The sequence below is a fragment of the Synechococcus sp. PCC 7502 genome (assembly GCF_000317085.1).
Classification (GTDB): Bacteria; Cyanobacteriota; Cyanobacteriia; order Pseudanabaenales; family Pseudanabaenaceae; genus PCC-7502.
Window position 1 is genome coordinate 2,364,794 of sequence record NC_019702.1, and the last position, 21,473, is coordinate 2,386,266.

Consider the following 21,473-nt stretch of genomic DNA (forward strand, 5'->3'; position numbering starts at 1 on the left):
ACTACCAGTAGTTTCAATAACTTTACGCTTAGCATTTAACAGAAGCAGGTACAGGTCTGATAGAGTTTGTTTTCATATCGCAGACAGGTGAATTTTGCCATCCTCAAGTAGTGCATCTTTAAACTCCTAGTGTTTATAAGCCTTATCTGCATGGACAATAATGCCTGCGGGCAAATCAAAATTAAATACTTGAAGAGCCTTAACATCGGCAAATCCCCTAGGAGAGATAAAGAACTCAACAGGTTCAACTTTTTCTATGACCATTAAATTTACTTTGACTCCGTAGAAATTTTGGCTTGAAAACCTCTGTAGCTCTCATCTTTGTATATCCTTGACCTAGAAATCTGAATATTGTCACATACTGAAATTGGAAAACTATCAATACTGTAGATTGACTCGGCATTTAAGCATGACCAATATTTACCTAAAGTTTCTAAAAATACTATCAGTATAGGCTCTAGCTTATGTAATCGGAGATTAAACTGACTACGGCTTAGCATTTTAGGTATTAAATTCGGAGTATCTGATAATTCTCTGGCTTTCTCTATATTTCCGCCAAAATATATTCCTGCGATGTTTGCTGTAGTCATTTCTTCTGCATCGCTCATTTTTTGTTGGGGATTACTGTAATCACCTTAGTAAATCATCACACAGGCAATATATAGCTATAATTTTGTCATTCATTTATTTACTGCTGCAAATCTACTTTTTAATTTTGTAGCAGTATTTCTTTATCTTTGAAACTAGCAACTTGGGTCATATAGTAAGCATAGTGAACCTTAATGACGCTAGGTTTATTGGTTTGAGCAGATACGAAAGTTGTTAAGTAGCTAACTGCCACTAAACTTATAGCTGTTACAAATGCCAGTGTTAAGGCTGCAAATCGATTCCACTTTAAAAATCGATTAGTTTTTTTTCTTTTTTGGTTCAACATTAATGAAAATACTCCTCAGTAAAAGCTCAAAATATACCCAAAATCAGATTGTTAGTTGGGATAAAATCAATCTAAAGGCTGGGTAAGATAACAATTTCTTAGTCATCTACATTAAATCACTGTATATAGTCAAGATTTTGAGGTTGGCAATATCGAAGAGCTTAAAAAACTAAATGCTTAAAAAATAAGTGGGTAGAACATCAAAAAAGAATTGAGGTATTAATTAGCTAATCGGTTTTCCGTACATAATTTCTAGCTTTTATAAATTTTTTACCCCAGTTAGGTAGATTAGAATAGTCCCTATACGAATTTTGTTTCACATTCTTTCAAACTATGATTCCAACCGTTATTGAACAGTCTGGTCGTGGCGATCGCGCCTTTGACATATTCTCACGCTTACTACGGGAACGAATCGTGTTCTTAGGTACGGCGATCGATGATAACGTCTCTAATTTGGTGGTGGCTCAATTACTATTCCTTGAAGCTGAAGACCCCGAAAAAGATATTTTCATTTACATCAACTCTCCCGGTGGCTCAGTGACCGCAGGCATGGCAATTTATGACACGATGCAGCATATTCGCCCTGATGTCTCTACAATTTGTGTAGGCTTAGCTGCCAGCATGGGTGCATTTTTATTGGCGGGTGGTACCAAAGGCAAAAGACTATCTTTACCCCATACTCGTATCATGATTCACCAACCCCTCGGCGGTGCCCAAGGACAGGCAACAGATATTGAAATTCAAGCTAAGGAAATTCTCTACCATAAAAATCGGTTGAATGAGTTACTGGCATTCCATACAGGTCGATCCCTAGAGGAAATTGGTAATGACACAGATCGTGACTTTTTTATGTCTGCGGTTGAGGCTCAGGCATACGGACTAATTGATCAAGTTGTGGTTAAGCGTCCGACCCTAGCTGTTGCTGCCTAAGGAAGCCTAAGCAATAAGATTAATATGATTATTTCACCCACTGTTTCTAGCAAACTCAATATTCGACCAGAAATCCTCAGGTTGCAGTCAGACCTTGTGCATTGGCGGCGATCGCTGCACAGATTTCCCGAACTAGGATTTAAGGAAACTCGCACGGCTAATTTAATTATTGACAAGCTAGCAGCATGGGGAATTCCCTACGAGTCCGAGATTGCCCATACCGGGGTTGTGGCTATGATCAAGGGAGAATTGGGAGCTAGTCCAGTGTTAGCAATTCGTGCCGATATGGATGCCCTGCCCATTCAAGAAGAAAATATAATCTCCTATCGCTCCCAAATTGATGGTTTAATGCACGCCTGTGGTCATGATGGTCATGTGGCGATCGCTTTGGGTACAGCCTATTATTTATGGCAACATCGCTCTAAACTTAAAGGGACAGTCAAAATTATTTTTCAGCCTGCGGAAGAAGGTCCGGGTGGTGCTATGCCCATGATCGAAGCGGGGGTTTTAGAGCAAGTTGATGCCATCATTGGTTTACACGTTTGGAATAATCTACCCTTGGGTTCAGTGGGTGTGCGCGGTGGGGCATTAATGGCGGCCGTAGAGTTTTTTCATTGCCAAATTTTAGGAAGAGGTGGTCACGGGGCAATGCCTCATCAAACTGTAGATGCTTTACTAGTGGGAGCGCAGGTGGTGAATGCTCTCCAAACCATTGTAGCTCGAAATGTTGATCCCCTTGATGCTGCCGTAGTTACCGTTGGTGAATTTCATGCTGGTACTGCCACAAATATAATTGCCGACACTGCTCGCATAAGTGGCACCGTCAGATACTTTAATCCATCTCTAGGCAAAATGTTACCCCAGAGAATTGAGCAGGTAATTGCTGGAGTTTGTCAAAGTTTGGGAGCGAAGTATGAACTCTGTTATCACAAACTCTATCCACCTGTAATTAATGATCAGGCGATCGCTAATTTAGTCCGATCTGTGGCTGAGTCTGTAATTGAAACCCCGGCAGGAATTGTGCCTGAATGCCAAACCATGGGCGGCGAAGATATGTCCTTCTTTTTACAGGAAGTCCCTGGTTGTTATTTCTTTTTAGGATCAGCGAATCCCGATTTGGATTTGGCATATCCCCACCATCATCCCCGCTTTGACTTTGATGAAACTGTCCTTAGTGCAGGAGTAGAGATATTTGTCAGGTGCGTGGAAAAGTTCACTAACTAGCTCATGAATTTAGACCTATGGCAATTTTTTGATGCAGAGCGATCGCACATTTTAACTACAGCCCTACGGATCACTCAAGATCGAGGTTGGAAAATTTATGCCGTGGGGGGAATTGTCAGAGATGGGTTGATGGCAGGGATAAATGGGACAGGATTTGATCCTACAGATGTGGATTTAGTTGTTGATGGCGGAGAACGATCGGGAATTGAAGTGGCGATCGCCTTACATCGGATTTTTCCACAAGCTAAATTACAGACCTACGATAAATTTCAAACTGCATTGCTTGAATGGACAGCCTTGAAATCACAATCTAGCCCCAAGTTTAGCCTAGATATTGCCACTGCCAGAAGCGAAATTTATGCCTATCCAGGCGCAAATCCCCAAGTTCAAGCTAGTTCCATAGATCAAGACCTCTATCGCCGTGACTTTACAATTAATGCCTTTGCCCTTGAAGTTGGGAAGACGGAAATAATTAATTTATTTGATGGCTATTCTGATTTAATTAATCATCAAATTCGGGCAATTCGAGTTGGTAGCTTTGCCGAAGACCCCAGGCGGATATTTCGAGCAGTACGCTTTGCCACTAGGTTTGGCTTTACCCTGCATCCACAAACAGCAGCAGAAATCCGAGCAGTTACCGCCAGTGGACTACACGATCGCATTGGTGGAAGTAGATTAAAAGCAGAAATTCACTATATATTTGCCCATCCTTTAGCGGTAAAAATGCTGCGATCGCTTGATCAATTAGGAGGACTGCGCTGTATTGATCCAGAATTAAAATTACCAAAAGATTTCAGCCTACACTTAAGCCGATTACGGAAATGGTTACGCTGGTTCAAGCCCGATCTGAATTTTCCTGAAATTGCCGAAAAGTTACTTTTATCCTACCTAGAACCACAAAAATTAGAATTGCTATCTCAAAAATTAAAGTCCTGTGATCTCCCAAGTGCGATCGTTAAAGTATTACGCACCTATCAAGAAGTTGAATTAATTATCTTTGCAGTTACATCTCTAAAGAGTGATCGCCGCATAATTTGGCAGTATTTTACCCAATGGCAACGGATTAAACCTATTTTAACTGGATCGGACTTAAAAGCACTGGGCTATACCGAGGGTAAAATCATAGGTAATCTATTAACTCAAATTCGTAATGCCACCCTTGACGGCAAAATCACTACTAAAGACAAGGCTCTAATTTTAATTAAAGAGCTAGAAATATCTGATGATAATCCTCGTAACTAGCAAATTATCAACCCAGCATATTAAAAACCTCTTTAACCACCTGTCCCATCGTATCTTTTACAGTTAAGCGATCGCGCATTTGGGCATAGTCTTTAAAGGTTTGTGCGCGTCGAGATTCATTTAAAAGTAAATCTAAACAAGCTTCCGCAATGCGATCGCCAGTGGCATGATGTTGTAAAAATTCTGGCACAATGGGACGCATTTCCACTAAGTTGGGTGGTGCCATAAATGGAATCGAAAATTTTAGAACATTTACCGCTAACCAAGCAGTTAGTTTACTGACCTTATACACCACGACCTGAGGCACATTTAATAAAGCCGCTTCTAAATTTACAGTTCCCGACTTAGATAGCACCAAATCCGCAGCCCGCATTAGTAATTGGGATTGTCCTGAAATAATTTTGACTGGTACGCCATACTCTTGGAATAGTTGTTCAAACTTAGCCCGATAACGCTCCATGGATAAAGGTAGCCAAAACTTAACCTGTGGCAGTTGTGCTTGAATTTTTTGTGCTGCTTCTAAAATTACGGGTAATAAATACTTAAGTTCCTGTGATCGCGAAGCTGGTAATAATCCCACCACTAAATCCGATTCAGGTATTCCCAGTTGCTTACGGGCTGTAACTTTATCAGGGAATTTTGCCATCACATCGACCATCGGATGTCCCACCCAAACTACATTACCGCCATATTCTTGATAATATTTTGCTTCTTGGGGAAAGATTGCCAGAATTTTGCTAGTAAAGCCCACAATTTCTTTAACTTCACGATCTCCTAATGTCCACACCCATCCCGGAGCTTGAGGCGCAATATAGTAGATCACTGGCACTTTTAATTCCTGCTGAGCAAATCGCCCCAATGCCAAATTAGGGGTGACATAATCAATCAAAATTACTAAATCGGGAGGCGATCGCCTAAGTTGTTGTTTTGCTTGCCACTGTACCCAAATTGTCGGAATTACATAGGGGAGAGCTTCTAATAATCCTATGGAGCCAATACCCACGGTATTACCCAGCATAGTTGCCCCTGCCTCTGCCATGCGATCGCCACCTAATGCCACAATTTCTAAATCTATACCTGAAGACCTAGCATATTCAAGCAAAGCCTTAACCAGCAATGCCCCCTGCCAGTCACCTGAAACCTCTCCTGTACTAATAAAAATCTTCAATGTTTTACTTCTTAAATCTAACTTTCTAGCTTACTAGGCAAAGTCCATTTAAGTTATGTGAATTTACCCGGGATTCTATTGAGATTAAATTAAGATTCCTATGGATTCATTTCGATCATTTTTACATTTCGCATATATTCCTATAGTTTAGTAACGAAATCTCTTGATCGTCTCTAGGATCGCCAATAATTCAAATAATGTCAATTTAATTAATCAGTATTAATCAGTTGAATTAATCTTAAGCATTTTGAAACATTAAACTCAACAATCAAGTTTTAATAATAAGCGGAGAGACAAGCGTGAAATTAGCAGTATATGGCAAAGGTGGTATTGGCAAGTCCACTACAAGTTGTAATATCTCAGTAGCATTAGCAAAACGTGGTAAAAAAGTTCTACAGATCGGTTGCGATCCAAAACACGACAGCACTTTCACCCTTACAGGTTACTTAATCCCTACAATTATTGATACCCTTGCCGAAAAAGACTACCACTATGAAGATGTGTGGTCAGAGGACGTAATTTACAAAGGTTATGGTGGCGTTGATTGCGTAGAAGCAGGTGGTCCGCCCGCAGGTGCTGGTTGTGGCGGTTATGTGGTTGGTGAAACCGTCAAACTTCTTAAGGAATTAAATGCCTTTGATGAATATGATGTTATTTTATTTGATGTTTTGGGCGACGTAGTCTGTGGAGGATTTGCGGCTCCACTTAATTATGCTGATTATTGCATTATTGTTACAGATAATGGATTTGACGCTCTATTTGCTGCTAATCGCATTGCTGCCTCGGTCAGAGAAAAAGCCCGTACCCATTCACTTCGTCTTGCAGGTCTAATTGGGAATCGTACCAGTAAAAGAGATTTAATTGATAAGTATATCGATCATGTTCCTATGCCAGTATTGGAAATTCTACCTTTGATTGAAGATATTCGTGTATCTAGGGTAAAAGGCAAAACTCTATTCGAGATGGCAGAAACCGATCCTTCCTTAGAATATGTCTGTGATTATTATTTAAATATTGCCGATCAACTTCTAGCACTACCTGAAGGCGTGATTCCTAAGGATTCTCCCGATCGCGACTTATTTACTTTACTGTCTGACTTTTATCTTAATCCCCCTACTACGAAGGAATTAGTATTGGCATAGAAACTAAGAATGCAAGATTTAAACCAGACTATCTAGCCTAGAAATTAAATCTTACTTTCACATTTTTGATTAAATTCTCATTAAATTTTTAACCTATGACTTTAACTGCTGAACCTCAAGCTCTCAATTTTGAGTGTGAAACTGGTAACTATCATACCTTCTGTCCAATTAGCTGTGTAGCATGGCTCTATCAAAAAATCGAAGATAGTTTTTTCTTAGTAATTGGCACCAAAACCTGTGGCTATTTTCTTCAAAATGCCATGGGAGTAATGATCTTTGCTGAACCTCGCTATGCCATGGCAGAACTGGAAGAAGGAGATATTTCGGCTCAACTCAATGACTATGCCGAACTTAAGCGTCTCTGTGAACAAATTAAGCGCGATCGCAATCCCAGTGTAATTGTTTGGATTGGTACTTGCACCACGGAAATCATTAAGATGGATTTGGAAGGACTAGCTCCGAAACTAGAGGCGGAAATTGGAATTCCTATTGTGGTTGCCCGTGCTAATGGCTTAGATTATGCTTTTACTCAGGGTGAAGATACTGTTCTGGCATCGATGGCAGCCCGTTGCCCTGATAAGGCTCCTGTAATTGAATCGGATAAAAAAGAACGAAATGCGATCGCTTCTCTTCTCAATTTTGGCAAGAAAAAAGAAGATATTGATATTGAAAACTCGGAATATGCTAAACACCCGCCTTTAGTTTTATTTGGCTCACTTCCCGATCCCGTGGTGACAAATTTGACCTTGGAACTAAAAAAACAGGGCATTCAAGTTTCAGGCTGGCTTCCTGCTAAGCGTTATACAGAATTACCTGTGATCGAAGAAGGCTACTATGTCTGTGGTGTTAATCCTTTTCTTAGTCGCACCGCCACAACCCTAATGCGCCGACGTAAAGCTAAATTAATTAATGCGCCTTTCCCCATTGGACCCGACGGAACTAAAGCATGGATTGAAAGTATATGTGCTGCTATGGGTATTACTCCTAAAGGCTTAGTAGAAAGAGAAGCGCAGATTTGGGCAAGTATGGAAGACTATTTGCAACTAATCCGTGGTAAGTCTGTATTCTTTATGGGCGATAACCTTTTAGAGGTTTCCCTAGCTCGATTCTTAATTAGGGCAGGTATGCATGTCCAGGAAATCGGCATTCCTTATATGGATAAACGCTATCAGGATTCAGAGTTAGAATTGCTGAAAAAGACCTGCTTTGAGATGAATTCCCCAATGCCAACCATTGTGGAAAAGCCCGACAACTATAATCAAATTGAACGGATTCATCAACTTAAGCCTGACCTTGTGATTACAGGTATGGCTCATGCTAATCCTCTAGAGGCAAGGGGCATCAGTACCAAGTGGTCTGTGGAGTTTACCTTTGCTCAAATTCATGGCTTTACCAATGCCCGTGATATTTTAGAATTGGTAACTCGTCCCCTCCGCCGTAATCATAATTTAAAAGATTTGGGATGGGATAAGCTTGTTAGAGAAGGTGTTAGAGCCAATATTTAGTGCGATGTCCTACTGGTTGTTAAAAAGTGAACCCCATGTCTATTCCTATGCTGATCTAGAGCGAGATGTGCAAACGATTTGGGATGGGGTAAATAATAACCTTGCCCTTAAGCATATTCGGACAATGGCAGTGGGTGATTTGGCATTAATTTATCATACAGGCGATGAAAGGAGAGCAATGGGGATTGCTGAAGTGATTAGTCCACCATATATTGATCCTCAGCTTAATGATCCTAAACGGGCGGTTGTAGATATTAAAGCAGTGAGATCGCTCCAACAGCCAGTAACATTAGCACAAATTAAGCAAGACCCCTATTTTGCAGGTTTTGATCTATTAAGAATTTCGCGACTGTCGGTGGTTCCAGTTTCCTCCGAGCATTGGCAAAGGATTTTAGCTTTATCCGATTCTGTAGGTAAATAAAACGAAGGGACAGAATAGCTGGCACATAGCGAAGGAACATCAACCACGATGAAGTAATCAATAAAAGTTCTGGTAAGTGTTACAAATTTACTTTTACTCACGCTTAATTCGTCAATGATCATGTAAATCTTTATCTAAGAGCCGCATTTTCTGCTAAGTTTATAAAATTATTGGTCTTTATATCTTTGATAAATAAACATAAAAACGAGATTTAGGAGAAATTTATGACAATTGTGTTCCAACTCTTATTAGCGATTCTGGTGTTATTTTCCTTTGTGATGGTAGTTGGAGTGCCTGTGGCATACGCTTCACCTAGTAACTGGAATCAATCCAAACCTCTTTTACTAATAGGTTCGATTATTTGGGGCTTATTGGTAGTAGTTGTAGGTGTACTTAATGCCTTTGTAGCATAGGCAAATTATGACTGTTTTTGAGGGAAGCTTTACCCACACCGCCGATCTAAAATTTGCAATTGTTGCTGGTCGTTTCAATGATTTGATTATGACTAGGTTACTGCAAGGCTGTCAAGATGCTCTGCAACGTCATGGTATTAATATCGTAAGTGGCGATCGCCGTGGACAGGTGGACTATGCTTGGGTGCCAGGGAGCTTTGAAATCCCTCTAGTTGCCAGAGAATTAGCAGCTACAGGTCGGTATAATGCTGTAATTTGTTTGGGGGCAATCATTCGTGGTGACACCCCCCATTTTGATTATGTCGCAGCCGAGGTTTCTAAAGGTATAGCTAATGCTTCGATCCAAACTGGTGTCCCTGTGATTTTTGGGATTATTACCGCCGACACCATGCAGCAAGCACTAGAAAGAGCAGGCATTAAAAGTAATAAAGGTTGGGACTATGCGATGAATGCGATCGAAATGGCAAGCCTCATGTCCCAAATTCGTCAAAATCATCCTTCTTTACTGGGTGAAGCTGATGCAGAAACTGGGACTATTTCGACTTCAGTGATCGAGGCGAGTACTTAGTCTTTACTTATTTCCCTACTTATTTTTAATTCCCCATTTTTGTCCACCTTTTTCCTTAAGCTCTTGAAGTTGAGCAGGAGTGAGAATGGATGCTATTTCTTGCTTGGCTTCCGCTCTAATAGCTCTAATTTTTGACTTTTGGTCTTCTTGTAGGCTGTTCATTAGCTCACGGCGATCGCTAGGCTTTTTATTTTGTTCAAATTGAATTTTTTGTTCAGGGGTTAGCACTTCAGCAATTTTCTCACGAGTGTTAGTCCTGATTGCTTGCATTTTTTGCTTTTGTTCAGCCGTAAGGTTTAACTGGGGGCGACTGGCTCTTAACTTTTCTAGCTTCTGTTTTTGCTCAGATGTGAGCAGGGCATCCCTTTTAGCTTTTTCAGATTCTTTAATTGCCTTAATTCTTGTTTTTTGGGCATCACTAAGATTCAGCGATCGCATTGCCTGACGAGGATTAGTACCAGATTTAATAGCAGCTTCTAGTTGAGATTTTTGCTCAGTTGTTAAAACAGCATTAATTTGAGTGCGGGTATTGTCCCGTAGAGCTTTCATCTGTTGCTTTTGAGTTTCGGTCAGATTCAATTCCCGATCTAGTCGCTGCCAATCAAGTTGCTTAAATTCGGGGCGATTTTGCTCTGGTGGTCGATCGCTGGGCTGACTAAAGGCGATCGCTGGAGTTAAAAAGATCAAAGCTAGAGTATTAACAGCAATAAAGGAGGAGGAGAGTTTCATAGTTTAATTTCTGTGATTTTAATTTCTGTGATGCAAATTTGAGATAGAACTAATATCTAGGTAGATTTAGAAGTCCTATCAAAGCTTTGTTTCAATGTCTTCAACCGATTAGACTAAGAGAGATCAAAGATAGTTCAGTAAACCTTGAACATTCCTTAACCAACTTTACTAAGACTCTGCTATAAACTTTTTTAACAGATATAAACTGTTTAGCGATCTTGCAAATTAACAAAGCCTTCTCTATGACTAATCATCATCAAATCTCTGCCAACTCAGAATATTACTTTAACCGTGAATTAAGTTGGATTGCATTTAATCAAAGAGTTTTGCACGAAGGTTTAGACTCCCGCACACCACTATTAGAAAGAGTTAAGTTTTTTTCGATTTTTAGTACTAACCTTGATGAATTTTTTATGGTCAGGGTGGCAGGCACAAAAAAGAAAATATCTGAGGAAGGAGAAATTCTTACCGATGATGGTATTACCCCCACAGTGCAGCTTCAAGCAGTTTATAGGGCACTATTACCTTTAGTGCAGAAACAACACCAAAGCTTTGAATACCATCTCCGCCTCGAACTGAAACAAGCAAATATTCACATCCTGAACTATACAGACTTAGATTCAAAACATCACGAGTATCTAAGGCAATATTTTTATGACAAGGTTTTTCCGGTTTTAACTCCCCTTGCGGTTGATCCTGCTCATCCCTTTCCCTACATCTCTAATCTCAGTTTAAGCTTGGCGGTGGTAGTTCAAGATCGAGAGACCCAAGAAAAATTCTTTGCCCGAGTTAAGGTTCCCCATCTTCTCCCCCGTTTTATCTCAATTCCCACAGAATCTCATACGTTTGTACCACTAGAACAGGTAATCTCCCATAACCTAGAGGCTTTATTCCCGGGGATGTCGATTTTGGAATATTATCCTTTCCGCATTACCCGTGATGCTGACTTAGACATTGAAGAAGATGAGGCTGATGATTTGATCTCAGCTTTGCAGGCAGAACTGAGAAAACAAAAATTTGGGGCAGTGGTCAGACTAGAAATAGCAGCCCAAACTCCCGCCAATATTCGGGATAACTTGATTAAGCAATTGGGCATTTGTGAAGAAGATGTCTATGATATTGAAGGATTGGTGGGGCTAGGAGACCTGATGGCGATCGCTTCTCTACCATTACCTGATTATAAAGACCGTCCTTGGCGATCGGTTACTCACCCAATGCTCAAAGAAAATGAGTCTTCTAGTATTTTTGAGATATTACGTCACCATGATTTGTTGGTACATCATCCCTATCAGTCATTTACATCAAGTGTGCAGAGATTTATTGAAGAAGCTGCCGTTGATCCTCAGGTTTTAGCAATTAAGCAAACCCTCTATCGTACTTCTGGAGATTCGCCCATCGTGCATGCTTTAATTAGTGCCGCCGAAAATGGTAAGCAAGTGGCGGTGTTGGTAGAACTAAAGGCGAGATTTGATGAGGCAAATAATATTCTGTGGGCAAAGAAGTTAGAAAATGCTGGCGTTCATGTTGTCTATGGCATTAAAAACCTCAAAACCCATACAAAAACCGCTTTGGTAGTTAGACAGGAGGGCGATCGCCTTGTTAGATATATGCACATTGGCACAGGCAACTACAACCCCAAAACTGCCAGATTTTATAGTGATCTAGGGCTTTTGACCAGCCGTGAAGATATTGGAGCTGACCTGACTGATTTATTTAACTACCTTACGGGCTACTCTCGGCAACAAAACTATCGCAAATTACTCGTAGCACCCGTGATCATGCGTAAACGTTTTATAGAACTAATTGAGCGAGAAATTCACCACCAGCAGTCGGGGCATCCTTCCTCCATGATTATCAAGATGAACTCTTTGGTTGATCCGCAGATTATAGCCTTGCTCTACAAAGCTTCTCAAGTTGGGGTGAAGATTAATTTAATTGTTAGAGGTATTTGCTGTCTGCGTCCTCAAGTGCAAGGTCTAAGCGAAAATATTAGGGTTATGAGTGTAATTGGCAGATTTTTAGAGCATTCTCGTATTTTTTACTTTAGTAACGGCGGACAGGAACAAATTTTTATTGGCAGTGCAGACTGGATGCCTCGTAACTTAGATACCCGTGTGGAGGTAATTACTCCCATTGAAGATCATCACCTGATTCAAGAGTTAAAACAAATTTTAGAGATCACTCTAGCAGATAATCGTCAAGCATGGGACTTGCAGCCAGATGGTACATATATACAAAGACATCCCCAAAACGGTGAGCCTGAACTTACTTCCCAAAATCGGTTTATGAGCCAAGCTCGCCTTGATTTTACCTAGCTATTTTTTATTTCGGTGAGGGAACATTTCTGCTCTATCCAATTCATTTATCCAAATTTATGATTACCACGATCAATTTATTTACAACTAGGGTAAAGAATCCATTTTTTACAACTAAGCGTAAATATTCCCATGACTAATCAGGATAAAAATGACTAGTCGGAAAAAATCAACTTAAACAAACTTAGGAGAAATTTATGAATCGGCAAACTAACTCACGCCGTGAACTGATCAAGACGGGAATGTTTGGAGCAGCAGGACTAACAGCTTTTGCTGTAGTTCCCAATGTTCTCTCGGCTCAGAATACTAATACTGCAAATGATCTTAAAATCTTGAATGGTGCGCTTTTTTATGAACACCAAGCTATTTGGGCATATAGTTTTGCGGCGGGAAAACTTAGTCAAAGTGCTGTTGGTAAAGCGGTTTTAGAAATTGCCTTAGCTAATCAAGCCGATCACAAAGCTCACCGTGATGTCTTATCTAAAGTGATTAAAGATTTAGGCGGGACTCCAGTTACTGCCCAAGCCGACTATTTGGCAACTGTAACGCCCTACATTAAAAATGGCGATGGTAATTTAGATACTGATGTCAATATTGCGAAGTTGGCTTTAGCACTAGAAGTTGATGCAGCGATCGCATACGGGCAAGAGGCAGCAAAACTTAAAACTCCAGCTATTATTACAGCAGCAGCAAGCATTGGTTCGACTGAAGCCAGTCATGCTACAGTAATTCGCTCAGCGTTTAAGTCCTTAGGTGTAGATATTAAAGTAATTCCCGCCGCTTTTGTTAGTGCTGATACGCGCAAAAATTGGATTATTAAAGTCTAAGCACAGCTTAAGATCATTCAGTAGGTTCAAAAATTAGTATAGGATTGAAAGATACTCCTTCGCCTCGCCACTTTGATTGAGCCTACTATGATTGAGCCTTTAATAGATATAGATTCAGAAGAAGAAATAGCCGATGATATAGAAATGCCCCTACTTGATCATTTAGCCGAACTTCGCACTCGAATTTTCTATGCGATCGCTACTATCATCGTGGGTATTATCGGCTGTTTTATCTTTGTAAATAAAATTGTCTATTTTCTAGAAATTCCCGCCCAGGGTGCAAAATTTTTACAACTCTCTCCGGGGGAGTATTTTTTCGTATCGATTAAAGTTGCTGGTTACAGTGGCTTATTGGTAGCAGCCCCAATGATTTTGTATCAAATAGTTAGGTTTGTGTTGCCGGGTTTGACTAAAAAAGAAAAAAAATTAGTTGCGCCAATTATTTTTGGTTCTAGTATTTTATTTATTGCTGGTATTGCCTTTGCTTACGCAGCCCTAATTCCCGCCGCTTTAAATTTCTTTATCAGTTACGGTGGAGATGTGGTGGAGCAACTATGGTCAATCGATCGCTACTTTGAGTTTGTTTTGCTACTTTTATTTAGTACAGGTTTAGCTTTTCAAATTCCGATTGTTCAGGCTTTACTAGGGTTAGTTGGGATTGTGTCATCGCAGCAAATGTTGTCTGGATGGCGATATGTAATTTTAGGAGCTTTAGTCGTCGGTGGAATTTTAACTCCATCTACCGATCCTTTAACCCAAAGTCTTTTAGCAGGAGCAGTGGGTGGCTTGTACTTTGGCGGTATTGGTTTGGTTAAACTATTAGGACGGTAATTAATCAACTTAATAATCATTTGTCGAGATCATGGGGCAAGCGATCGAAAATTTTGAAATAGGATACTTGTACCAATTAGAGTAATTACTATGGTTGATGAAGAAGAGCTAGAAGTTCGCCAAATGTTCCTTGAGGAGGCTCAAGAGTATGTTGATACTATGGATGATGGACTTGTGGGCATAGACCCGCAAACATCTGACTTCAAGCAGCAAATAGATATGGTTTTACGTGCTGCCCATTCTCTTAAAGGAGCAGCAGGAATCATGCAGTATCATGCCCTTAGCTCCACTGCCCATCGTCTAGAAGATTCGCTCAAAATTATTAAATCCCAGCAACCTAATATTGACATCAGCACGGAACGACTGCTAATTAATGCCGTAGGACTACTGCGATCAATTATTTTAATTAATCGGCAAGGACAAAATGTTGATCAGGAATGGTTAGCAAGTCATAATCAAACAATTTTTGAACCGCTTGAAACCTATTTGAGTAATGCTGAGAGTCGATCTGTAGAAGATATTCCAGAGCCAGAAGTTGATGTGGCAGCTTTAATGTTTGAGCAAGAAATCAATGAGATGCTCACAGAGCTAGAAACCAAACTAGACAGTCCCACTTTAGCCGAAGACCTCCAAAACCTCGCTACAGAATTGGCTGACCTAGGGGAAATGTTGGATTTGCCAAATTTTGTGCAGTTAAATAGAGCGATCGCAGATCAAATTCAAATCTTTAGTTCTAATCAGGACTCTAATCAAATTCTGGAATTAGCAGTTGCAGCCTTAACGGTATGGCGGCGATCGCAAGCTTTAGTAATTGAAGGCAAAAAAGCAGATATAACTTCTGACTTCCACTTTGACCAAACAGATAGCTCTACCCTTAACTTGGATAATTATTCTGACGAGTCTCCATTAGATTTAGAATCACCTTCAGAACCTGAAGAATACTCAACATCTGAGCATCTGAACCTAGAAGATGAGCTAGATAATCTCTCTTTAGAGGATTTAGAGGACTTAAAAGACAGCGAAGAATTTATAGTTTCATCCTCTCAAAAGGAAAAATTAGACTTAGATAATCATCTGTTCCCAAATAGTCAAAATTCGGACTTTATTGAAGATAATGTTGAATCCGATCAAGCTTCTGATAAATTCTTAGGATTAGATATAGATGAGGTATTAGAGTATCAGTATTATCAGGGAAAAGATGATGATCTAAATTTGGAATATATTTCAGAAGGGGATCAAGAGCAATCATTTAATCCTGATGAATTATCTTTCTCTCCGTCAAGTCTCTTTCAGTCTTCCCCTGTAGAGGTAATAGATACAGAAGATATAGACAATCCGTTTACCCAATTGAATGAGATAGAAGCCGTCTTTCAAGAATTTAATCCCTTCGATCAATTATCCGATAAATTACCTAATGAGTCTGAGTATCAGGTATTCCAGCAAGAAGAGGAAATCGAAGACATATTTGCAACTGATTCTGAAGAGCAATTACACACAGAATTCTTTACCAGTGATATAAGTAATAATGAAATAACTCGTATTGAGAGCATCCCGTCTAGGATAGAAATATCAGATAGATACGAAGAAGAATGGATAACTATAGATAATATTTTTAGTGACTTGGTTGATAATTTAGAGCCAAAATCACCCACTTTAATAAATCAATCTGATGATTTGTTCGATCAGTTTTATGATCACTCCTCCCAGCCGCAGCTAGAAGTTAATCAACCTAACCAACTTTTAGAAGCATTACCTCAAAACACAACTCAAGATACGATTAGCGACCTCTTTGATAATTTTTTTAATAATGTATCGAATATTTCTCCAAACGCAGAATCAGAAATTGCGATTACAACCTTAAGTACAAATACTACTAATGATTTATTTGATAGCTTTCTGGAAAATGCTAGCTTTGCCCAAGAATTGGCACAAGACTTTCCTAATTTTGATGATTTTGATAGCTCCGATCAGACCCCCAATTTAGAAGCTGAGCCAACATCTGAAACAGATATATTTGGTGATTTTAGTAATAACAACTTATCTCGTTACATCAAAGCCTCTCCAGAGCAGCATTTTATCCAATCTCTACCTGATACTTTAGAAGACTTACAGGAAGACCTAGAGTTTAGCGGGGATGTACCTGAATCTATTCCCAATAAAGCCTCGGATTTGGTAACTACCTACGTTAAAGATACCAGTATCCGCCTACCCATCAGTCGCCTTGAGCAATTGCATGAACTTTCAGGGGAAATGACTGCGGGACATAATAGCCTTGATAACCAACTTAAGCAATTACGGCAGTTACTCAAATCTCTTTATGGTCGTATTCGTACCCTTGAGGATGCTAACTCCCAACTCTCGATCATCTACGATCGCCTGAATACCGAGGCTGTGACCAAATCTGAACCTATCTCTGAATCTATAAATTTGGAACAACTTCCCAACTTTGATGTTTTGGAATTTGATCGATATAGTGAGTTACATTCATTATCACAATCAGTAATTGAAGCGATCGTGCAAATCCAAGAAGTAGTTGAAGATGTGGACTTGGGTTTAAATGAAACCGAACAAAATGCCCTTAACCTTACTAGTCACTTCAAACAACTGCAAACAGCAATTAAAGAAACTAAAATGCGTCCCCTGCGGGATATTGTTGGCAGATTTCCTCGAGCAATCAGAGCCTTAAAACTTCAGCATGGCAAAGATGTGGATTTAATTCTGAATGGGGTTGATCTGCTAATTGAGCAAACAATTATAGATGTGATTAACGATCCCCTAAATCATCTTTTGCGTAATGCCTTTGACCACGGGATTGAAGACCCAAGTACTCGAATTAAACAAGGGAAAAATCCTAAAGCCAAAATTGAGATCACTGCAACTCAAAAAGACCGTAAAATCCTGATCACAGTTGCTGATGATGGTAGAGGTATCGATCCTGCTCTAATTAAATCTAAAGTCGAACGATCGCCCCATTTGTTTGGATTAACTGCTGACCAAGTGGCATCTCTAGATCATGAACAATTAATTCAGTTGATTTTTGAACCGGGCTTTACTACAACCGATGAAGTTACTAGCCTCTCCGGTCGTGGGGTAGGGATGGATGTGGTTAGGACAAATCTTAGACAAATTGGTGCCGAGATTCATACCCAAACTCAGCTTGGAGTTGGCACCACCTTTACGATCGCTATTCCATTTACCCTATCAGCCCTACGCATTACCTTAGTCGAAGTTAATCAAATGATTTTGGCAATTCCCACGGATTCGATTCAAGCTGTTATTCCCGATCTCAGTTCTACCCAAGATCAGTTTTATCAATGGCAAGATACCCACGTTCCCATTTTCCCCTTAGATACCCACCTGCAATTAAATTGTTCCCACAGCAATTACTACCTTGAAGATAAGCCTCTGTTCGCCAGTAAATCTATTGTAATCATTAATCAAGAGTCTAATCTCTGGGCAGTTTATACCAATGGTTGTTGGGGAGAACAGGAAGTAACTTTGCGTCAACCCTTAGGAGAAATACCTTTACCCCAAATATTCTCTGGATGTGCGATCGCTGCTAAAGGGCAAACTATTCCCATTTTAGATATGCAAATCTTCGGACAAAATTCTATTCCCTCAAAGCCTACTAATAAACAAGAAACTAGTTCTCCTACCCCCGAAAATTCTATCCTAGTCGTAGATGATTCCATTAATGTCCGCCGTTACCTAGCATTGCTCCTAAAAAAAGCTGGATTTAAAGTAGAACAGGCAAAGGATGGAGAAGAAGCGATCGCTAAATTATTAACTGGATTATCAGTCAAGGTAGTTCTATCAGATGTAGAAATGCCTCGACTAGATGGCTATGGATTACTTACACAGATCAAAAATGATCCTTACCTTCAGAACTTACCTGTAGTCATGCTCACTTCTCGTAGTGGAGATAAACATCGTGAATTAGGTTTAAGCCTAGGCGCAGCAGCATACTTTAGTAAACCCTTTATCGAAGAAGAATTAACTCAATGCCTCAAGCAACTGGCATCTTCAGCATTTACTAGTAATCTTTCAATATGATTAATACGTTGATAAAATTTCTAAAATAGTTGTAGATAAAGCATCCTTATCTGTTGCAAAGAACTTTGCCTTAAAAGCTTCTAATGCAGATATATAGCTCTCCAATAAATCACTTGAATTTATTAGTTTTTCTAAATTGTATTTTGCACTATCAATATCTTGAACATCAGGGAAAAATCTTGGCATAGAAGTAAGGTTTACAATAATTGGTAAAACCCCTGCTGCAATACTTTCCAAAATAGTTGAGAAGTTTTTCAAAATTAATACTATGTCAAGGATTATAAATAAAATGAGTGTTTATCCTTCCAAAGTAGATGGGTGGTTAGCGGCGATTTTGATCATCAGCCCCTTACTAATTATGGCAACGGGTGTTTTTACGCTTTCTGTAAATAAGTCAGCAGCATTATTGGCGATCGCTTCGGGCATATTTAGTGCGCTCTTAACGGCTGTGCTGGTAATTCCCTGTAGATATACAATCACTGATTCCGAATTACTGATCAGGTCTGGCATCCTCAACTACAGGCTGCGATTAGAGGATATTAAAAGTGTGGAGCGATCGTCTAATCCCCTAAGTGCACCAGCTTTATCTTTAACCAGAGTCAAAATCAACTTAAAGCAAGGGGGGGGTCGCTTAATTTCGCCCCTAGATCGCGATCGGTTTATCCAAGAGATCAACTCTAGGATCAAGAATAACTAGCAATGAGGAGGTAAGCTTCCCACAGAGCCAACCCTAACTCAGATTTTTAGAGAATTTATTTAGGGAATTTAATCACCTATGGAACCGCCCAAATATTAATCAGAGCATCTTCCCCACCACTAATAAGTGTTAATCCATCCTCACTTAAGGCGATCGCATTAATCAATCCCAAATGTCCCTTTAAAGTCCGAATTAACTGACGGCTTGCTAAATTCCAAATCTTGATTTCCTTAAAACTGGCACTAAATAGGGTTTGCCCATCTTTACTAATTGCTAAAGCTCTAACTTCACCCTTATGTCCTTCTAGGGTAGCAATTTCTCTGCCTGTGACTAAATCCCATAGCTTGATAGTTTTATCCTTACTGCCGCTCACTAAAATTTGATTATCTGGAGTAATGGCAAATGACCAGACTTTGGCGGAATGTCCGATTAGTTCCCAAATTTGGCTACCTGTATGCGGGTTCCAGACCCGAATCATTGTGTTCCAACTACAACTTGCCATGATCTGCCCATCGGGACTTAAAACCACAGCATTGACTAGGTTGGTATGCCCTTTAATGGTACGGAGATTTTTGCCTTTAGAAATATCCCAAAACTTAATCGTAGTATCTTGGCTGCCACTAACTAAGGTATTTTGATCGGGAAGCAAAGCTACGGAATTCACATAGCCATGATGCCCCTTTAGGGTTAAAACCTCAGGATTTCTGAGTTTAGTTAAATCCCAGACTTTGATTGTGCGATCGCAGCTACCACTGATTAAAAGCTTCCGATTACGACTAATTACGACCGAAGTGACAATATCCGTATGTCCGGTCAAAGTAAAAATCTGCTTACCTAAAACTAGGCTCCAAACCCGAATACTATGATCCCTATGGCAACTAATCAGAAATTGTCCATCAATGGTGATCGCATTAACTGGTCGGCTATGGAAATTAAACGGCTGTTCCAAACTGGTGATATAGCTAAAGTCTTGGTACTGAGACCATTGCTCAAACTGATTTTCAATGACTGCGGGCGATCGCTGACTTATTAAAATCCTCGCCCCATACCGTACCACCACGGAGCTATCTTCTAGGCTCTTAACCAATAGGTCTAAACCTGCCTCACCATACTTTAATGCCTCAATTAGGGCTGTTCGGCGCTGGGGTGCGATCGCACTATTAATCCGAGTTTTAACCCCGAAAATTCCACCTAGTACCAATCCACCGATGGGCGGAGGAGTCTTGCCTCCAAGTACAGCATCGTAGGGTCTGAGGTCATTGGGCATGATCTGGTATGATCATTCTAGTAAATAACTCTAGTTAATAATTTAAGAGTCAATTTGCAATTTACCTAGGACTAACCAACGTTTATCCACAATCTGATCTTTAGCACGAGCCTGTTCCAAAATCTGACTTAATTCTGGGGCATCTGGAGCAATTTTCTGAAATGGAATCGCCAAGGAAAGTTGTTCATATAGCCAAACTCCCACATCAAAATAGCCCTTTGGTGGTAAGGTTTCCACTAAGTCATCTAGCTCTATTTCCTGTTCACTGGCATATTTATTGCCACTGCTAGGCTCCTCTAGCCAAATTAATTCAGAAGTATTAATAGCAAGTCGATGATTAAATTGATTCAAGGTGCGATCGCAGGTCAAAGTCATAATTGCCGATGCCTCAGCTTTAACCTCTAGGAATGAGCCTTGGTGCTTGACTTTAACTACGCCTTGGACTGGAGTAAGGGTATCTAAATCCTTAATAAACTCATTAACTGAAATAACTTCAGTAGCATCTACAGCTTTCGCCACCTGGGGAATATAAATTTTTTCCATCACTTGCCTCCATAACTAGGGATTAGAAAAACTGGGAATTAGAGAATTGTTAGAATTGCAGCCTGTTTCACAAGTAAGAAATACGTTAGGGTGTGCTGTACACCGACAAACCCATAAATAAAAGACTGTATTTTTATTTGGCTGACTTTAGGCGCACGACAAGATACCGATGGGGTTCCTTGCCTTCACTAAAAGTTTCAATATGCGGATAGTCCTCAAAAAACATATGTACCTGCCGCCGTTCTGCTGCTGAAAGATTTTTGATGGGGTAGTCATTTTGATTTTCAGTAACGTAGGCGATCGCCTCTTCGGCAATTTTGGTTAAAACCGCTTGACGTTCTTTGCGATAACCATTTAACTCAACCACATAAAAAAAGCCATTAGCATCTGGGGTTAGATGAGCATTTAAAGCAGTATTTGCTAAATGTTGGATGGCATCTAAGGTAACGCCAGTTTTTATCCCACTCACAGCATCTATACCAATTAGAGCCTGAACCTGATCGGGAAGAAGATGCTTATGATCAATCACAAGGGTGCAGCCACGGCGTGGATCATTAACTTCATCGGTTATATCAACATCACAGACATAACCTAATATTTCTAGTAGCTGTATTAACCACTTTTTACCTAGCTCCGATTGTTCTCTTAGCCCCATGAATTTAAA

Annotated in this window: 21 protein-coding genes; 13 read left to right on the plus strand and 8 right to left on the minus strand. The window is 40.0% G+C overall.

Translation table 11 applies throughout. The features are described from left to right. Nucleotides 1-126 precede the first annotated feature (126 nt). Nucleotides 127-264 carry a hypothetical protein gene (locus SYN7502_RS20225; RefSeq protein WP_168130360.1) on the minus strand — a complete coding sequence of 46 codons (138 nt, stop codon included), beginning with the start codon at nucleotides 262-264 and terminating at the stop codon, nucleotides 127-129. 5 nt (nucleotides 265-269) lie between these two features. After that, nucleotides 270-590, minus strand: coding sequence for a hypothetical protein (locus SYN7502_RS19405; RefSeq protein WP_210391280.1), 321 nt, complete (start codon nucleotides 588-590; stop codon nucleotides 270-272). 677 nt (nucleotides 591-1,267) lie between these two features. On the opposite strand from SYN7502_RS19405, the gene clpP reads away from it, so the two are divergent. The 3 genes from clpP to SYN7502_RS11695 are packed head-to-tail and all read left to right on the plus strand — an operon-like array spanning nucleotide 1,268 to nucleotide 4,330. Beyond that, entirely contained in the window at nucleotides 1,268-1,864 is a 597-nt protein-coding gene (gene clpP, locus SYN7502_RS11685) for an ATP-dependent Clp endopeptidase proteolytic subunit ClpP (RefSeq protein ID WP_015169017.1), read from the plus strand. A 24-nt stretch (nucleotides 1,865-1,888) separates the two neighbouring features. Then, nucleotides 1,889-3,088 (plus strand): M20 metallopeptidase family protein, encoded by a 1,200-nt coding sequence (locus SYN7502_RS11690; RefSeq protein WP_015169018.1) that lies wholly within the window; start codon nucleotides 1,889-1,891, stop codon nucleotides 3,086-3,088. 3 nt (nucleotides 3,089-3,091) lie between these two features. Further along, complete coding sequence (locus tag SYN7502_RS11695; RefSeq protein ID WP_015169019.1) at nucleotides 3,092-4,330, plus strand: CCA tRNA nucleotidyltransferase; 1,239 nt, start codon at nucleotides 3,092-3,094, stop codon at nucleotides 4,328-4,330. Between the two features lie 7 nt (nucleotides 4,331-4,337). Here the strand turns inward: SYN7502_RS11695 and lpxB are convergent, their stop codons facing one another. Then, nucleotides 4,338-5,498, minus strand: coding sequence for a lipid-A-disaccharide synthase (lpxB, locus tag SYN7502_RS11700; protein WP_015169020.1), 1,161 nt, complete (start codon nucleotides 5,496-5,498; stop codon nucleotides 4,338-4,340). A 299-nt stretch (nucleotides 5,499-5,797) separates the two neighbouring features. Here lpxB and bchL point away from each other — a divergent pair, with 299 nt between their 5' ends. The 5 genes from bchL to ribH all read left to right on the plus strand — a co-directional run bounded on the left by bchL (nucleotide 5,798) and on the right by ribH (nucleotide 9,547). Next, a complete protein-coding gene (gene bchL / locus SYN7502_RS11705) occupies nucleotides 5,798-6,640 on the plus strand; it encodes a ferredoxin:protochlorophyllide reductase (ATP-dependent) iron-sulfur ATP-binding protein (protein WP_015169021.1) in 843 nt (280 codons plus the stop codon). Nucleotides 6,641-6,735: 95 nt separating this feature from the next. Further along, nucleotides 6,736-8,145: a ferredoxin:protochlorophyllide reductase (ATP-dependent) subunit N gene (locus tag SYN7502_RS11710; protein WP_015169022.1), complete on the plus strand. Its 1,410-nt coding sequence runs from the start codon at nucleotides 6,736-6,738 to the stop codon at nucleotides 8,143-8,145. 4 nt (nucleotides 8,146-8,149) lie between these two features. Further along, nucleotides 8,150-8,566: an EVE domain-containing protein gene (locus tag SYN7502_RS11715; RefSeq protein WP_015169023.1), complete on the plus strand. Its 417-nt coding sequence runs from the start codon at nucleotides 8,150-8,152 to the stop codon at nucleotides 8,564-8,566. Between the two features lie 224 nt (nucleotides 8,567-8,790). Continuing rightward, a complete protein-coding gene (psbZ, locus tag SYN7502_RS11720) occupies nucleotides 8,791-8,979 on the plus strand; it encodes a photosystem II reaction center protein PsbZ (protein ID WP_015169025.1) in 189 nt (62 codons plus the stop codon). A 7-nt stretch (nucleotides 8,980-8,986) separates the two neighbouring features. After that, complete coding sequence (gene ribH, locus SYN7502_RS11725; RefSeq protein ID WP_015169026.1) at nucleotides 8,987-9,547, plus strand: 6,7-dimethyl-8-ribityllumazine synthase; 561 nt, start codon at nucleotides 8,987-8,989, stop codon at nucleotides 9,545-9,547. A gap of 15 nt (nucleotides 9,548-9,562) precedes the next feature. On the opposite strand, the gene SYN7502_RS18370 is transcribed toward ribH, so the two are convergent. Next, on the minus strand, nucleotides 9,563-10,276 hold the full coding sequence (locus SYN7502_RS18370; RefSeq protein ID WP_015169027.1) for a Spy/CpxP family protein refolding chaperone: 714 nt from the start codon (nucleotides 10,274-10,276) through the stop codon (nucleotides 9,563-9,565). Between the two features lie 242 nt (nucleotides 10,277-10,518). Between SYN7502_RS18370 and ppk1 the strand changes: the two genes are divergently transcribed. From ppk1 to SYN7502_RS18375, 4 genes are all read left to right on the plus strand, one after another. After that, complete coding sequence (gene ppk1, locus SYN7502_RS11735; RefSeq protein ID WP_015169028.1) at nucleotides 10,519-12,591, plus strand: polyphosphate kinase 1; 2,073 nt, start codon at nucleotides 10,519-10,521, stop codon at nucleotides 12,589-12,591. 197 nt (nucleotides 12,592-12,788) lie between these two features. Further along, nucleotides 12,789-13,418, plus strand: a complete 630-nt coding sequence (locus SYN7502_RS11740; RefSeq protein ID WP_015169029.1) for a ferritin-like domain-containing protein — start codon at nucleotides 12,789-12,791, stop codon at nucleotides 13,416-13,418. Nucleotides 13,419-13,505: 87 nt separating this feature from the next. Further along, nucleotides 13,506-14,249, plus strand: coding sequence for a twin-arginine translocase subunit TatC (gene tatC / locus SYN7502_RS11745; protein ID WP_015169030.1), 744 nt, complete (start codon nucleotides 13,506-13,508; stop codon nucleotides 14,247-14,249). A gap of 90 nt (nucleotides 14,250-14,339) precedes the next feature. Further along, nucleotides 14,340-18,302 carry a hybrid sensor histidine kinase/response regulator gene (locus SYN7502_RS18375; RefSeq protein WP_015169031.1) on the plus strand — a complete coding sequence of 1,321 codons (3,963 nt, stop codon included), beginning with the start codon at nucleotides 14,340-14,342 and terminating at the stop codon, nucleotides 18,300-18,302. On the opposite strand, the gene SYN7502_RS11755 is transcribed toward SYN7502_RS18375, so the two are convergent. Further along, a complete protein-coding gene (locus tag SYN7502_RS11755; RefSeq protein ID WP_015169032.1) occupies nucleotides 18,303-18,539 on the minus strand; it encodes a hypothetical protein in 237 nt (78 codons plus the stop codon). Nucleotides 18,540-18,591: 52 nt separating this feature from the next. Here SYN7502_RS11755 and SYN7502_RS11760 point away from each other — a divergent pair, with 52 nt between their 5' ends. Continuing rightward, complete coding sequence (locus SYN7502_RS11760) at nucleotides 18,592-18,999, plus strand: PH domain-containing protein (RefSeq protein ID WP_015169033.1); 408 nt, start codon at nucleotides 18,592-18,594, stop codon at nucleotides 18,997-18,999. A 76-nt stretch (nucleotides 19,000-19,075) separates the two neighbouring features. Here the strand turns inward: SYN7502_RS11760 and SYN7502_RS11765 are convergent, their stop codons facing one another. The 3 genes from SYN7502_RS11765 to SYN7502_RS11775 all read right to left on the minus strand — a co-directional run bounded on the left by SYN7502_RS11765 (nucleotide 19,076) and on the right by SYN7502_RS11775 (nucleotide 21,464). Then, the gene (locus tag SYN7502_RS11765; protein ID WP_015169034.1) at nucleotides 19,076-20,266 is read right to left on the minus strand and encodes a WD40 repeat domain-containing protein; all 1,191 of its coding nucleotides are present in this window, start codon (nucleotides 20,264-20,266) and stop codon (nucleotides 19,076-19,078) included. A 42-nt stretch (nucleotides 20,267-20,308) separates the two neighbouring features. Further along, entirely contained in the window at nucleotides 20,309-20,809 is a 501-nt protein-coding gene (locus tag SYN7502_RS11770) for a YceD family protein (RefSeq protein ID WP_015169035.1), read from the minus strand. Nucleotides 20,810-20,942: 133 nt separating this feature from the next. Continuing rightward, the gene (locus tag SYN7502_RS11775; protein WP_015169036.1) at nucleotides 20,943-21,464 is read right to left on the minus strand and encodes a Jag family protein; all 522 of its coding nucleotides are present in this window, start codon (nucleotides 21,462-21,464) and stop codon (nucleotides 20,943-20,945) included. Between the last annotated feature and the right edge of the window lie 9 nt (nucleotides 21,465-21,473).

Excerpts from the sequence above, each read along its gene's own strand:
- SYN7502_RS20225 (WP_168130360.1), bottom strand. The coding sequence starts at position 264 with ATGGTCATAGAAAAAGTTGAACCTGTTGAGTTCTTTATCTCTCCTAGG.
- SYN7502_RS19405 (WP_210391280.1), bottom strand. The coding sequence starts at position 590 with ATGACTACAGCAAACATCGCAGGAATATATTTTGGCGGAAATATAGAG.
- clpP (WP_015169017.1), top strand. The coding sequence starts at position 1,268 with ATGATTCCAACCGTTATTGAACAGTCTGGTCGTGGCGATCGCGCCTTT.
- SYN7502_RS11690 (WP_015169018.1), top strand. The coding sequence starts at position 1,889 with ATGATTATTTCACCCACTGTTTCTAGCAAACTCAATATTCGACCAGAA.
- SYN7502_RS11695 (WP_015169019.1), top strand. The coding sequence starts at position 3,092 with ATGAATTTAGACCTATGGCAATTTTTTGATGCAGAGCGATCGCACATT.
- SYN7502_RS11710 (WP_015169022.1), top strand. The coding sequence starts at position 6,736 with ATGACTTTAACTGCTGAACCTCAAGCTCTCAATTTTGAGTGTGAAACT.
- SYN7502_RS11715 (WP_015169023.1), top strand. The coding sequence starts at position 8,150 with ATGTCCTACTGGTTGTTAAAAAGTGAACCCCATGTCTATTCCTATGCT.
- psbZ (WP_015169025.1), top strand. The coding sequence starts at position 8,791 with ATGACAATTGTGTTCCAACTCTTATTAGCGATTCTGGTGTTATTTTCC.
- ribH (WP_015169026.1), top strand. The coding sequence starts at position 8,987 with ATGACTGTTTTTGAGGGAAGCTTTACCCACACCGCCGATCTAAAATTT.
- SYN7502_RS18370 (WP_015169027.1), bottom strand. The coding sequence starts at position 10,276 with ATGAAACTCTCCTCCTCCTTTATTGCTGTTAATACTCTAGCTTTGATC.
- ppk1 (WP_015169028.1), top strand. The coding sequence starts at position 10,519 with ATGACTAATCATCATCAAATCTCTGCCAACTCAGAATATTACTTTAAC.
- SYN7502_RS11740 (WP_015169029.1), top strand. The coding sequence starts at position 12,789 with ATGAATCGGCAAACTAACTCACGCCGTGAACTGATCAAGACGGGAATG.
- tatC (WP_015169030.1), top strand. The coding sequence starts at position 13,506 with ATGATTGAGCCTTTAATAGATATAGATTCAGAAGAAGAAATAGCCGAT.
- SYN7502_RS18375 (WP_015169031.1), top strand. The coding sequence starts at position 14,340 with ATGGTTGATGAAGAAGAGCTAGAAGTTCGCCAAATGTTCCTTGAGGAG.
- SYN7502_RS11760 (WP_015169033.1), top strand. The coding sequence starts at position 18,592 with ATGAGTGTTTATCCTTCCAAAGTAGATGGGTGGTTAGCGGCGATTTTG.
- SYN7502_RS11765 (WP_015169034.1), bottom strand. The coding sequence starts at position 20,266 with ATGCCCAATGACCTCAGACCCTACGATGCTGTACTTGGAGGCAAGACT.
- SYN7502_RS11770 (WP_015169035.1), bottom strand. The coding sequence starts at position 20,809 with ATGGAAAAAATTTATATTCCCCAGGTGGCGAAAGCTGTAGATGCTACT.
- SYN7502_RS11775 (WP_015169036.1), bottom strand. The coding sequence starts at position 21,464 with ATGGGGCTAAGAGAACAATCGGAGCTAGGTAAAAAGTGGTTAATACAG.